This is a genomic window from Hominiventricola filiformis (assembly GCF_020686965.1).
Lineage (GTDB): Bacteria > Bacillota > Clostridia > Lachnospirales > Lachnospiraceae > Hominiventricola > Hominiventricola filiformis.
On the sequence record NZ_JAJEPS010000001.1, the window covers coordinates 302139 to 315936 of the forward strand.

Here is a 13798-nt window from a genome sequence, read left to right on the forward strand (position 1 = left end):
ATTATGGGAATGACCATTGCTGAAAAAATCATTGCCCGTGCGGCAGGCGTCAGTGAAGTCCGCCCCGGCGATATTCATACCGTAGAAGTGGATCGCCTCATGAGTAACGACGGAACCACTCATCTGACCATTGATATGTATCACAACAAATTAAAACATCCCCACATCGCAGATGTGAATAAACTGGTGTGGATCGTGGACCACAACGTTCCCTCCGACAGTCCAAAGACCGCTGCTTCCCAGAAGAAAATGCGTGATTTTGCAAAAGAGCACGGCATCAAATTTTATGAGGGACAGGGTGTCTGCCATCAGATCATGATGGAAAACCATGTCTGCCCGGGTGAACTGATCTTCGGTGCGGACAGCCATACCTGTGCCTACGGAGCTCTCGGTGCCTTTGGTACCGGTGTAGGATGTACGGACTATCTCTATGCCATGGTAACCGGCAAATCCTGGGTTCTGGTTCCGGAGACACTCCGCTTCAATCTGACCGGTAAGCTTCCGGAGGGTGTTTATGCCCGTGACCTGATTCTGACCATCATCGGCAAGATCGGTGCCAACGGAGCCAACTACAAAGCCATGGAATTTGCAGGCGACGGTATGAAGAACCTGACCATGAGTGACCGTATTGCCATCTGCAACCTCTGCGTAGAGGCAGGTGCCAAAACTGCTCTCATGGAGGTAGACGACATTGCCCTTCATTATCTTCATGAGCATGGCCGTGAGCCAAAGGCATGCTTTGCCAGCGATGCGGATGCACATTTTGCCGCTGTCTACGACATCGACTTAAGCACCATCACTCCCATCGTTGCGAAACCGCATTTCGTAGACAATGTCTGCCCGGCAAAAGAAGCCGCAGGGGTAAAGATTGACGAAGCATTCCTTGGTTCCTGCAACAACGGAAGAATTGAAGATCTCCGTGTGGGCGCAGAGCTTTTAAAGGACCGCAAAGTACATCCGCTGGTTCGTTTTCTAGTGGTACCGGCCAGCCAGGCAGTCTATCAGCAGGCATTAAAAGAAGGTCTTCTGAAGATCTTCATGGAAGCCGGAGCCATCGTCATGAACCCCAACTGCAGCGTCTGCTGGGGAAGCTGTCAGGGCGTTATCGGTGAAGGAGAGACCCTCATCAGTACCGGAACCCGTAATTTCAAAGGAAGAGCCGGTCATCGGGATTCCTTCGTTTATCTGGCAAGTGCCGCTACCGTTACCGCCTCTGCCATCAAAGGTGAGATCGCAACAGCAGACATGCTGTAAAATACATATTCGCAAACACTATTCATCAAGGAGACAAAAACCTACCATGAGTGAAACATTTACCGGAAAGGTGTGGGTGCTCGGAGACGACATTGACACCGATATTATTATTCCTACAGAATACCTTGCCCTGAAAACCGTTCAGGACATGGCTCCCTACGCATTTTCTCCCCTTCGGCCGGAACTGGCTTCCCAGATTAAACCAGGAGACATAATCGTTGCAGGCAAAAACTTCGGCTGCGGCTCCTCCAGAGAGCAGGCTCCGGAGATTATCAAGGCACTGGGCATCCGCTGTGTGATTGCCCGCTCCTTTGCACGAATCTTTTTCCGCAACTCCATCAATAATGGACTTCTGCTCATTGAAAATCCAACTCTCCGTGACCATGTAAAAGAGGGAGACACGATCGAGGTTACCACTGGTGAGAAAATTGTCTTAAACGGTCAGGAATTTCCTATTGCCTCTCTTCCGCAGAATCTGATGGATATTATCAATGCCGGCGGTCTGGTGAAAGCCATGCGCCGTCTGAACGGACTGGAGGACTGATTATGGGACAGACAATCATTGAAAAAATTGTAAGCCGCAATGTAGGCCATGACGTACATCCGGGAGATATCGTAACGGTCAATGTGGACCGCGTCATGATTCACGATATTTTTATCCCGTTTGTGGCAGAAAAATTTGAAGAAATGGGATTTCAGAAACTGTGGGATCCGGATAAAGTGGTTCTGATCTATGACCACCTTGTTCCGGCAAGCCAGGTGGATGACACCCGTCATTTCCATGTTGGAAATGCATTTGCAGAAAAATACGGCATGAAAAATATCCACAGAAGTGACGGTATCTGCCATCAGCTGATGACCGAAGCCCTCTATGTAAAACCTGGAAACATTGTATTTGGTACGGACAGCCATACCACTACCTACGGTTGTGTCGGCGCCTTTTCTTCCGGCATTGGTTATACGGAGATGGCAAGTATTCTCGGAACCGGTACCATGTGGATCAAAGTACCGGAGACCATTAAAGTCGTCGTCGAAGGTACACTGCCGTCTAATGTTACTTCCAAGGATATCATTCTCCGTCTTATCGGTGATCTCCGGGCAGACGGCGCTACTTATCAGGCGCTTGAGTTCTCCGGTGACACCATTGAGAGCATGAGTGTGGCAAGCCGTATGACCATGTCCAACATGGCCATCGAAGCAGGTGCCAAATGTGCCCTGTTCACACCGGATGAGAAGACCGCAGAGTACTGTGAGATCGAACTGACAGAGAGAGAAACTTCTCTGAAAGGTGATGCTGACGCCCGTTATATCCGTGAGATCCACTACAAAGCCGAGGACTTCGTGCCGGTACTTGCCTGCCCATCTCAGGTAGACAACATTCATCCGGTCAGCGAATGGGAAGGAACTCCGATTGATCAAGTCTTCATCGGCTCCTGTACTAACGGCCGTCTGGAAGATCTGCAGAAAGCCGCTTCCATTCTGAGAGGAAAAAAAGTAGCTCCATTTGTAAAACTGATTGTCACTCCGGCAAGCCGCAAGATCTATGAGCAGGCTCTTGAGGACGGTACTCTTGCTATTCTGGCAGAAGCAGGTGCCATGATCACCCATCCCAGCTGCGGTCTCTGCTGCGGCCGTACCGGCGGTATTCTGACTGACGGTGAACGCGTCGTTGCCACCAACAACCGGAACTTCCTGGGACGTATGGGAACCTCCAAAGTAGAGATCTTCCTTGCATCCCCGGCCACCGCTGCTGCCTGTGCAGTAGCAGGTAAGATCGTCGTACCGGAAATCTGAATCTAAACAAAAAAGATACGTCTGCACGAGACAGGCGTATCTTTTTTATCTCTTTATTTCTGCTCCTGCCGGTCCACCTCAATGGTGTCCCCTGCAATTCTCAGAAGGTCCTCAATTTCATCAAGCGGCATGTCGAGGAATACGGACAGTTCCTCCGGACTGACCTCCCTGCCCAGATCCTCCGTCAGCTCCGTGATAGAATCTGCCAGTTTGTTAAGCTTACCCGTCACTTCTTCTCCGACTCTTGTCTCACCGCTCTGCTCATCCATCGCTGCACGGATGGTCTTTCGAATCTCCCGCTCCAGATAATCTTCTGTCAGTTCTCCATGCTCTGCATCAGCAGCACCGTGAAGTCCCATGAGAAGCCCGATATTTCCCTCCTGAATCAGATCCTGAATCAGCATGCCACGATGTGCATACTCTTCTGCCACAGCAAGTACCTTCTCCATATAGTGTTCTGTCAGCAGACGGATCGCTTCCTGTTCTCCTGTCAGGGCAGCTGAAAACAGTTCCTGCAGCGCCTCTTCTGTCTGTCTGCGCATCGACTTCATATCTTTCCGATACTGCTCAAGGAACTCCTCTTCCTCCTCCGTGTACGGTTCCTGTTCCTTCTCCGGCAGAACCGCTCCTTCTACTACATAACCTTTAGAAGCCAGATATGCATAGATCATACTCATCTGCTCGTCATTGAACTCCATATCCTTCAAAAGCTCTTTTGCTTCCTCTGCAGATAATTTTCCCCCGTTTTCCTCCGCCCGGATAGTCACCGACGCCAGGGCTTCTTTAAATTTACTCTGTTCGTCCATCAAATCACTGATTCTCCTTTTTCTTTTCATTGATTGAAATAATAAATACCGTGGAAAGTACAAATATAAATCCAATAAAGTCGATGATCTGGAACTGTACCTTCAGCCATACAACAGAGATCACCGTTGCTGCCACCGGCTCGATGCTGGCCAGCATACTGGCATTGGACGCGCCCACCATCTGAACACCGCTTAAATAGAGCCAGAATGCGCCAATCGTTCCCAGCAGAATGATAACTGCCATGGAAAGTACCGTCTGACCGTCGATGACCGGATGGACCGTCCACGGTTTTACAAACAGCGCCAATACACCTCCGCCCAGAAACATTCCCCATCCAAGGGTCAGTAGTGTAGAGTATTCTTTCATAAGCCTTCCAGGCTGCAAAGTATAGACTACCAGCGCCATTGCAGCTGCCATTCCCCAGGCGAGCGCTTTGGCCGGAATACTGAGCTGTTCCAAATTCCCGTGAGTTGCCAGAATAAACGTGCCGGTCATAGCACAGACAAGCGCCACCAGTTCATACAATTTCGGCTTTCTTTGTTCCCTGATACAGAGCCATACCAGAATCATGGCAGGTCCCGTATACTGCAGGACCGTTGCTGTTCCCGCATTGGAATACTGAATCGTTGTAAAATATGCATACTGGCAGAGCATCATACCAAATACAGAGAAAATAAGAATATCTCTTCTTCCCCACGGTTCTTCCCATACTGCCAGTATTTCTTTTTTGTTTTTTACAGCCAGTAAAAACAAAATCAGAATGCCTGCCCCCATCAGACGAATTGGAACAAGCCAGTTTGACGTTGCTTCCTTGTACTGAAACAGAAACTGTCCGCAGCTTCCGCATAATCCCCACAGAATTCCTCCCGTCAGAGTCATAATCACGCCCTGAGCCTTTCTGTTCTTACCGGTATTCATCTTATGTCGTCCTCCAGTCAGCCATTTGTTCAACGCCTATCATACTCTATCTGTCTGAAAAAATCCAGTCCCAGCTGTTCCGGTCACATTTTCCCGTCCAATCCATATACTGGAATAAGATTATTTCAGGCAGGAAGCTTATGGCTGTAAAAATCATTCTGGATGCCGGGCATAACGGAGCAACCGATCCCGGAGCCATCTACCAGGGAAGACGGGAAAGCGACGATAATCTTCGACTGACACTTGCCGTCGGAAATCTGCTGTCACAGGCCGGATACAATATCGAATATACACGGACTGGAAACCTTCCTCAGTCCGTCGTCCAAAAAGCCCAGCTTGCCAATGCAATCAATGCTGATTACTTTATCTCCATTCACCGAAATATGGCCTCCTATCCGGGACAGTATTCTGGTGTTCAGACACTTCTTTATGATCTGTCCGGTGAGAAGCTTACCATGGCGGAAAATATCAACCGCAATCTGGAAGCACTTGGATTCCGTAATCTTGGTGTGGAAGCACGTCCTCATCTGGCCGTCCTCCGCCGGACAAAAATGCCGGCTCTTCTCATCGAAGCGGGCTTTCTGGACAGCGAATCCGATAATCACCTCTTTGATACCCGTTTTGACGAGATTGCACAGGCTATTGCAGACGGTATCATGGATACCCTGCAGGCATCTTCCCTCATACCTCCGGAAACCGGTGATACCGAATCGGAAGAACCTCCGCTCTACCGCGTACAGGTAGGCGCATTCCATAATCTCCAAAATGCCGTGGCGCTGGAACAGGAGTTAAAGAGGATGGGATATAACACCTGGATCGTTACCTCCTGAAAATTTGTCTACACGACAGAAAAACCGGCGAAACTGCCGGTTTTTCTTCTGTCATGTCAATATCCGCGTTCTCTGAGATGCTTCAGTCTCTCGCCAATCGTCTTCTCATAGCCATTATCAGATGGCCGGTAAAATTCCCGTCCCACCAGTTCATCCGGCAGATACTGTTGTTTCACATAATGCTCCGGGAAATCATGGGCATAGAGATAGCCAACGCCATGTCCCAGCTTCTCCGCCCCGCCGTAATGCTTGTCCTGCAGATGAACAGGCACTGTCGTAGTCGTGGTCTTCACCGCTTCCATAGCCTCAAAGATGGCATTACATGCCGCATTACTCTTGGGCGCTGATGCCACATAGGAGGCAGCCTGAGACAGAATAATCTGAGATTCCGGCATGCCGATCCGTTCTACGGCCTGAGCAGCCGCTGCTGCCACCTGAATGGCCTGTGGATCCGCATTTCCCACATCTTCCGATGCACAGATCATAATTCTCCTTGCAATAAATTTGATATCCTCTCCCGCATACAACATCTTTGCCAGATAGAAGACTGCCGCATCCGGATCACTGCCACGCATACTTTTGATAAAAGCAGAGATTGTATCATAATGATTATCTCCCCCTTTGTCATACCGCACCGTTTTCTTCTGAATGCACTCAGAGGCAACCGGAAGTGTAATGTGGATCTTACCGTCCACACTGCGCTCTGTCGTGAGAATTCCCAGCTCCAGCGCATTCAGCGCATTTCTGGCATCTCCTCCCGCAATATCTGCCAGAAAATCAAGGGCATCCTCATCCGCCACTGCTTCATAAGCTCCCATGCCCTTCTCCATATCAGTCAGTGCCCGGGTAAGAAGCGCTTTGATATCATCTTTTTCCAATGCTTTCAGTTCAAAGATAATGGAGCGGGAAATCAGTGCCCCGTTTACCTCAAAATATGGATTTTCCGTTGTCGCACCGATCAAAATCAGTGTTCCATCCTCTACAAACGGGAGAAGGTAATCCTGTTGCCCCTTATTAAACCGGTGAATCTCATCCACAAAAAGAATGGTTCTCTTTCCGTACATTCCAAGATTGTCCTTCGCCTGTCGGACCACTTCCTCCATGTCTTTCTTGCCTGCCACGGTTGCATTGATCTGCGTAAATTCTGCACTGGTAGTATGCGCAATGACTTTTGCTATCGTCGTCTTCCCTGTGCCGGGCGGTCCATAGAAAATGACAGACCGCAGTTTATCCGCCCTGATAGCCCGATAAAGCAGTTTATCCTTTCCGATGATGTGCTGTTGCCCCACAATCTCATCCAGCGTCGTCGGCCTCATGCGGGATGCCAGTGGTGCTTCGGATTTCATGGTATTACTTCTCATATAGTCAAATAAGTCCATACTGATGTTCTCCTCCGTATATATTTCATTATACGCATTTTCTTTCTGTCTGGCAAACTTTTCAGTCCATAATCACCTGATCCACCGTCACAAATTCAAATCCTTCTGCTTTCAGCCGCCGGATGATCCGCTCTGCCGCCTGTACAGTACTCTCATAGCTGTCATGCATCAGAATGATATCATTTTCCCCGGCATCCTGAACGGTCTTCTCCACGATCCAGTCCACATTCTGCGTCGTCCAGTCCAGCGTATCAATGGTCCAGAGCACGGGAATCATATCCAGTTCCTCTTCCAGTTCTGGATCCCAGATACCAAACGGCGGCCGGACATAGGACGTGCCATTTCCAGTCAGTTCTTCCACCAGGCTGCTTACTGCCAGAATTTCCTCTTCTGCTTCTTCTTTTGGAAGTGATGTCACCTGTACATGACGCCAGGTATGATTTCCAATAAGATGACCCTGCGCTGCGATCATCCTCACCTGCTCCCCGTACTGTTCCGCATTTTCTCCCAGAAGAAAAAAAGTTGCCGGAACCTGTTCCTGTTCCAGCACTTTCAGCATCTCTTCCGTATAAACCGGATGCGGGCCATCATCAAAAGTCAGGGCAATCTTCCGTGTCTCCGGTTCCGCGCTCCACATCCCCGCAGTCAGAATCAGTGCAGCACACACTGTCAGGAATTTTTCCATTCATTCGCTCCGCCGGATATTCTCCCTACATTCTATGCCCCATCACTTTAAAGTTTCCTTTAGAATCGATTTCTTATTTCTTCATTTATTTTAGAATTCTTTTAGAACCTTTCCATACTTTAGACACATTTCATTGATATAGTAATACATGTAAGGACGACATATCCGTATTTCATTCATAACACTTGGAGGATTCGAAAGAATCCTCCACTCCCTCGAAAATTAAGGCCGCAAGGGCCTTTTTCTTTTGCTTAGATTTCCGTGAAGGAGTACCTTTGCAAAAGTCCTGCCGACTCAATATCAATGACAACAGATCCATCTGCCTGCACGGTTTTCTCCAGATGGAGTTCCTTATCTTTATGGCGGGCACGGACATAGCTTTCCGGATCTTCCACTTCTGCCTCCTCAAAGAACACATCCCGCATCTGGTTATTGGCACATTCATTGAAAATCTCATGTACGATCTCATATTCTTTCATGGTTCATTCCTCCTGATTCTTCCGGCATAATACTAGTCCTGCTCATCCACCTGTTTTTTCAGATACCGTCCTACCACATGGGCAAAGGTAGATAATGTCCTGATATAGGCAAAATCTTTTCCAAAAATTCTCCGCTCCGCAGATAGATCCTGTTCTTCTCCGGCAAAGACACCCAGTACGGAAATCCCCTGGGAACGAAGGCGGCGCACTTCTGCTGCCGTATCCTTCACCGCATATTCTCCGGTGTAAACGGCCGGGTTCTTAACGTTGGGACGGTTAAGCACCACATCGTTTGGGCGGCCGTCACTGAGCATAATGAGGATTTTGTTCTCCTCCGGCCGGTGGAGAAGGCCGTCGGCTGCTGCCCGGAGCGCCAGACCGTCCCGATTGCTGGATGATGAGGTAAATTCCAGAATCCGCCAGTCTGCTTCCGCCTTCTCGTCATATTCCCGGAATCTGCGCATCACTGTATAGCTCCAAAAGCTGCAAAAGCTGAACACCCGATGGGGAATCCCCGCTTTTGACAGGGCCGCCGATAAGATAAAGCCCTGCAGTGCCACATCCTGCTGCCGTCCCCTCTGAGAACCGCTTCCATCCATGAGAATGTCTACTACAAAATCGGAATTAAGCTTCTTCGAAGTCCTTAAGAAGAGCCGGGCATCCTCCGTCCGCCCCACCTTCCACAGTTTTGAAGGAATGACTGTCCCGAAAGTACTCCGTGTCTGCTCTGCTTCATTTCTTGCCTGTAAAGACCGTTTCAGAAGATTTCCAAGCTGAGTAATGTTCTGTCTTGCCATCCGCTGATGCTGCCGGTAATATCTTCGGTTCAGCTCCAGTGTCCGGCATGCCAGCACATAGGTATTATTTTCCCGGACGTAATTTTCGATAATGCCATCTGTATAATAAAGACGACAGTCCCCATGAACACCGCGGCAGATTCTGCGGTTCATCCGTTCCTGCTCCCGTTCGTCCATATAAGACCGTCCAAAATTCAGTTCAATATAAGAGTACATTTTCCGGGCTGCCTCTTCTGTCACCAGAAGCTTCTTTGCCCTGCTCTTCCGTTCCTGTTCCTCCATCTCCGGCGGAATGACACTGCTGTCCACCTGACGCATCATTTCCTCGAGGGTAGCTTCTTCCGCTGTCTCATCCAGAAAATCCTGCCAGTTGAATTTCTTTAAGTCCTCTGCACTGACAGCAAGTACCTGCTCCAATGTGCCGTGTTCCTGCTCAAATTCCGGATCTACCAGTCGATTATAAAAATCGTCTACTTTTCGAATGACTTCCTCAGTGGTCTCTGCTTTTCGGAGAGCCAGCAGCTGATCTACCTGCTCACGCACTCTTCGCTCTGCCGCGTAAGTTCCATTCAGACCTTCCTGAAGCATGGCAATCTTCATACGGCCCACCGGATTGTTGTACCGGGCCAATTGGTCAAAATCCCGATCCAGCAGATCTTCAAAAGCTCTTTTCCGGAGTGTCCGGACTCCTGCTCTCTCCTCACAGATTTTTTCTGACACCGCCTGATCTACGCACATCTGCGCCAATCCCATAAGAGAAGCTTCCTCTGCTCCCATATACAGCTTTTTCACCAGGTACATGCCGAAAGCATCTTTAGAAAAGAAACGCGCAAAAGCTCCCTGTTTCACCGCGTCATAGAGGGATATATATTTAGAACGCTGAAAAGAATCAATATCCAGACTCACTTCCAGAGCATAATCCCCACTGACGGTCCAGAGCAGGTTTTTTATGCGGTTTTCCAGTTCATAACGGTATTCTTCATCCGGCATCAGAATACATTCTCCTTCGTCCAGTCTTCCGGAATGCGTGTCATGACCATATCTGACACAATTTCCTTTTCAAAAATATCAAATGCTTTGTTGGTAATTCCCATCTGCACTGCCTGATAAGGAGGAAGACCGATCTCCACCGCACCCAGGGAACCAAGAAGTCCTCTCAGATCCAGTGCTTTGGTAGAAATCTCACTGTTCTGGGCCTTTGTCTGCAAATCCAGAAACAATCCGCAGAAGGCATCTTCAGCCGCTTCCTTGATTCCCGGATAATCATGCCGAATAATCTTTCTTAAATTTTCTTTCGAAAGCTCCGGCATATCAATGACGAGAAACCGGGACACCAGCGCTTCATTTAACTCTCTTGTTCCTGCATATCCGTAGTTCATGGTTCCGATAAAGCGGGTAGCCGGATGAAGCTCAATCCTCTCATATCCCGGCACATCGATCATCCGCCGATAGTCGAGGGTGGCATGAAGCACACTGGCTGCATCATTTTTTGCCATATTGATCTCATCGAAGACACCAAATCCGCCTTCTTCCGCACAGCGGTACACACTTCCTTTTCTGAGCTGTACTTCATTATTTCTGAAGGTGTCCGTTCCAATCAGGGAACTGCTGTCGGTATTTACATTAAAAGAAATATTATAGGAGGGTCTTCCAAACATCCAAGCCAGATTTTCCGCCAGAATATTTTTACCGGTAGCCTTTCCTCCTGTGAGCAGCAGATTGGACCCTTGGAGCAGCGCCGCCATGGCCATCTCCAGAATTTCTTTCCCATAGAAAGGAATCTTCGGTTCCGAGATCCGGTTTCTTACTGCCTCGTGAACAGGATACTCTTTTCGGAATGCTTCCACCTGCTCGATGAGCACCGGGGATACTTCCTGTTCCTCTAAAAACTGTAATTCTTTCTGCATCTTTCTCTCCTCATCAGTCCTCCAGAAACTGTGCCAGCACATAGTTGCTCACATCAATTCCATAATCTGTCAGACAGATTTTACCATTCTTTTCCTGTAAAAGCTGTTGTTTCTGCAACTCTTCCAGTAACTTCTCATAATGTTCCCGGTAAGGTCCAGGATCCACGCCCTCCATCTTCCGAAGGCCCAGAAAGAAATATTCCTCCCGGATATCCTGCTCACTTAAATGCTCATTGCTTCCTGCAAAATTTCCCCTGAGATATTCGGTCAGATCTTCCTGCACGGTACTTCTGACACTATTTAGCAGAGAGGATGCCCCCAGACCAAATCCTTTGTAATCCCTTCTGCTCCAATACCCCAGATTATGACGGCAGACATAGCCTTTTCTGGCATAATTGGAAATCTCATATCGTTCATATCCTTGCTCTGCCAGAATCCGCTTCGTGTCATAATACATCTGCCGTTCTTCGTCTTCCGGAGGCAGGAGTTCCGGATGGTCTGCATACTTCTCATAGAAAGGCGTTCCTTCCTCAATGATCAGACTGTATGCTGAAATATGCTCCGGATTAAGAACCAGCACTTTCTGTAATGTTTCCTGCCAGCTCTTCCGGGTCTGTCCAGGGAGCGCAGACATGAGATCCACATTGATATTGGTAAATCCGGCAGTTCTCGCCGCCTCATAGCTTTCCAGAAACTGCTCCCAGGTATGGATTCTCCCCAGTTTCTGTAATTCTTCATTATCTGCCGATTGAAGTCCAAAACTGATCCTGTTTATACCAAAAGAACGGTAGGCGTCAAGTTTTCTTCCGTCTACCGTTCCCGGATTGGCTTCTATGGTCACCTCTGCATCCGCTTTCCAGTCAAACTGCCGATGCAGAAGCTCCATCACACGCCCGATCTCTTCTTTCGGAAGGATACTGGGGGTACCGCCTCCAAAGAATGCCGATACCACCTCATAGTCTTCTGCCAGTGGGGCCGCCTTCTGGATTTCCTCCAGCAGACGATCTACATACTGTGCCTGCACTTCCCGGCCGGCCGGAGCCGACCGGAAATCACAGTATGCACATTTTCGGACACAAAATGGAATGTGAATATATAGTTCCAGTTCCTTTTTCATCTTATTTGTCATCCAGTTTTAATACACTCATGAATGCTTTCTGCGGGATCTCCACATTTCCTACCTGACGCATCCGCTTCTTACCTTCCTTCTGTTTTTCCAGAAGCTTCTTCTTTCGGGAAATATCTCCGCCGTAACATTTTGCCAGAACGTCTTTTCTCATGGCTCTGACGGTCTCACGGGCAATGATCTTTCCGCCAACGGCTGCCTGAATCGGAATTTCAAAAAGATGACGCGGAATCTCGTCTTTCAGCTTCTCACACATTCTGCGGCCCCTCTCATAAGCAGATGCACTGTGTACGATGAAGGAAAGCGCATCCACTTCCTCTTTGTTAATAAGGATATCCAGTTTCACCAGCTCGGACTGTACGTATCCCTTGAATTCATAGTCAAAGGATGCATATCCTCTGGAACGGGACTTCAGCGCATCGAAGAAATCATAAATGATCTCATTGAGGGGAAGATCATATTTCAGAAGGGCACGGGTCTCCTCAATATATTCCATACCAAGATAAATTCCGCGGCGCTCCTGGCAAAGATCCATAATAGAACCGATAAATTCCGTCGTTACCATAATCTCCGCACTGACCATCGGCTCTTCCATATATTCGATCTCGGATGGATCCGGCAAGTTGGACGGATTGGTCAGTTCAATCATCTCTCCATTCGTCTTATGCACCCGGTAAATAACGCCCGGCGCTGTGGTCACCAGATCAAGGTTATACTCTCTCTCCAGACGCTCCTGAATGATTTCCAGGTGCAGTAATCCTAAGAATCCACAGCGGAAACCAAAGCCAAGGGCAATGGAAGTCTCCGGCTCAAACTGCAGTGACGCATCATTCAGCTGAAGCTTCTCCAATGCATCCCGAAGATCCGGATACTTGGCACCGTCGGCCGGATAGAGTCCACAGTATACCATGGACTGTACTTTTTTATAACCTGGCAGTGGTTCTGCACAGGGGTTGTCCCGGTTCGTGACGGTATCACCTACACGGGTATCTTTTACATTTTTAATACTTCCGGTAATATAACCTACCATACCGGCACTTAACTCGTCGCAGGGAATAAACTGGCCTGCTCCGAAATATCCCACTTCCACCACATCGGCTTCCGCTCCGGTCGCCATCATTTTGATCGGCATTCCTTTTCTCACGGTACCTTCTTTAATACGGCAGAAAATAATAACACCCTTATAAGAATCATAGACAGAGTCAAAGATCAGTGCCTGCAGAGGTGCATTCGGATCTCCCTTTGGCGCCGGAATCTTCTTCACGATCTGCTCCAGCACTTCTTCCACATTCAGACCTGTCTTTGCAGAAATACGGGGAGCGTCATGGGCTTCGATACCGATAACATCTTCGATCTCCTCTACCACACGGTCCGGATCTGCACTCGGCAGATCAATTTTATTAATGACCGGCATCACATCCAGATCATGATCCAGTGCCAGATACACATTGGCCAGCGTCTGGGCCTCAATTCCCTGGGCAGCATCCACTACCAGAATGGCACCGTCGCAGGCTGCAAGGCTTCTGGATACTTCATAGTTAAAGTCCACATGGCCTGGTGTATCTATCAGGTTAAAGATATATTCTTCCCCGTCTTTTGCTTTATAAACAGTACGCACTGTCTGTGCTTTAATAGTAATTCCGCGTTCTCTTTCCAGGTCCATATTATCCAGTACCTGTGCCTGCATCTCCCTGCTGGTCAGGAGCCCTGTCATCTCGATAATACGGTCTGCAAGAGTCGATTTTCCGTGATCTATATGGGCCACAATACAAAAATTGCGGATTTTGCTCTGATCTGTTTCTGCCATCTGTTTTCCTCCGTT

Annotated in this window: 13 protein-coding genes; 4 read left to right on the forward strand and 9 right to left on the reverse strand. The window is 48.6% G+C overall.

The genetic code is table 11. The features are described from left to right. Positions 1 to 3 precede the first annotated feature (3 nt). The 3 genes from LKD36_RS01555 to LKD36_RS01565 are packed head-to-tail and all read left to right on the forward strand — an operon-like array spanning position 4 to position 3048. Positions 4 to 1254 (forward strand): 3-isopropylmalate dehydratase large subunit, encoded by a 1251-nt coding sequence (locus LKD36_RS01555; RefSeq protein WP_308458409.1) that lies wholly within the window; start codon positions 4 to 6, stop codon positions 1252 to 1254. A 46-nt stretch (positions 1255 to 1300) separates the two neighbouring features. After that, on the forward strand, positions 1301 to 1798 hold the full coding sequence (locus tag LKD36_RS01560; RefSeq protein ID WP_308458410.1) for a LeuD/DmdB family oxidoreductase small subunit: 498 nt from the start codon (positions 1301 to 1303) through the stop codon (positions 1796 to 1798). 2 nt (positions 1799 to 1800) lie between these two features. After that, a complete protein-coding gene (locus tag LKD36_RS01565; protein WP_308458411.1) occupies positions 1801 to 3048 on the forward strand; it encodes a 3-isopropylmalate dehydratase large subunit in 1248 nt (415 codons plus the stop codon). A 53-nt stretch (positions 3049 to 3101) separates the two neighbouring features. Here the strand turns inward: LKD36_RS01565 and LKD36_RS01570 are convergent, their stop codons facing one another. Both LKD36_RS01570 and LKD36_RS01575 read right to left on the reverse strand, forming a co-directional pair. After that, positions 3102 to 3854, reverse strand: a complete 753-nt coding sequence (locus LKD36_RS01570; protein ID WP_308458577.1) for a sigma-70 domain-containing protein — start codon at positions 3852 to 3854, stop codon at positions 3102 to 3104. Positions 3855 to 3858: 4 nt separating this feature from the next. After that, positions 3859 to 4773, reverse strand: a complete 915-nt coding sequence (locus LKD36_RS01575) for a DMT family transporter (RefSeq protein WP_308458412.1) — start codon at positions 4771 to 4773, stop codon at positions 3859 to 3861. A 140-nt stretch (positions 4774 to 4913) separates the two neighbouring features. Between LKD36_RS01575 and LKD36_RS01580 the strand changes: the two genes are divergently transcribed. Continuing rightward, positions 4914 to 5603 carry an N-acetylmuramoyl-L-alanine amidase gene (locus LKD36_RS01580; RefSeq protein ID WP_308458413.1) on the forward strand — a complete coding sequence of 230 codons (690 nt, stop codon included), beginning with the start codon at positions 4914 to 4916 and terminating at the stop codon, positions 5601 to 5603. Positions 5604 to 5659: 56 nt separating this feature from the next. Here the strand turns inward: LKD36_RS01580 and LKD36_RS01585 are convergent, their stop codons facing one another. The 7 genes from LKD36_RS01585 to lepA all read right to left on the reverse strand — a co-directional run bounded on the left by LKD36_RS01585 (position 5660) and on the right by lepA (position 13783). Then, the gene (locus tag LKD36_RS01585) at positions 5660 to 6982 is read right to left on the reverse strand and encodes a replication-associated recombination protein A (protein WP_308458414.1); all 1323 of its coding nucleotides are present in this window, start codon (positions 6980 to 6982) and stop codon (positions 5660 to 5662) included. 61 nt (positions 6983 to 7043) lie between these two features. Beyond that, complete coding sequence (locus LKD36_RS01590; RefSeq protein WP_308458415.1) at positions 7044 to 7667, reverse strand: polysaccharide deacetylase family protein; 624 nt, start codon at positions 7665 to 7667, stop codon at positions 7044 to 7046. Between the two features lie 251 nt (positions 7668 to 7918). Then, entirely contained in the window at positions 7919 to 8146 is a 228-nt protein-coding gene (locus tag LKD36_RS01595; protein ID WP_118768925.1) for a hypothetical protein, read from the reverse strand. A gap of 32 nt (positions 8147 to 8178) precedes the next feature. Further along, positions 8179 to 9933, reverse strand: a complete 1755-nt coding sequence (locus tag LKD36_RS01600) for a vWA domain-containing protein (protein ID WP_308458416.1) — start codon at positions 9931 to 9933, stop codon at positions 8179 to 8181. Continuing rightward, the gene (locus LKD36_RS01605; protein WP_308458417.1) at positions 9933 to 10850 is read right to left on the reverse strand and encodes a MoxR family ATPase; all 918 of its coding nucleotides are present in this window, start codon (positions 10848 to 10850) and stop codon (positions 9933 to 9935) included. Before LKD36_RS01605 ends, LKD36_RS01600 begins: the two co-directional genes overlap by 1 nt. A 13-nt stretch (positions 10851 to 10863) precedes the next feature. After that, positions 10864 to 11967 (reverse strand): radical SAM family heme chaperone HemW, encoded by a 1104-nt coding sequence (hemW, locus tag LKD36_RS01610; RefSeq protein ID WP_308458418.1) that lies wholly within the window; start codon positions 11965 to 11967, stop codon positions 10864 to 10866. A gap of 1 nt (position 11968) precedes the next feature. Next, positions 11969 to 13783, reverse strand: coding sequence for a translation elongation factor 4 (gene lepA, locus LKD36_RS01615; RefSeq protein WP_118768921.1), 1815 nt, complete (start codon positions 13781 to 13783; stop codon positions 11969 to 11971). Positions 13784 to 13798: the final 15 nt, after the last annotated feature.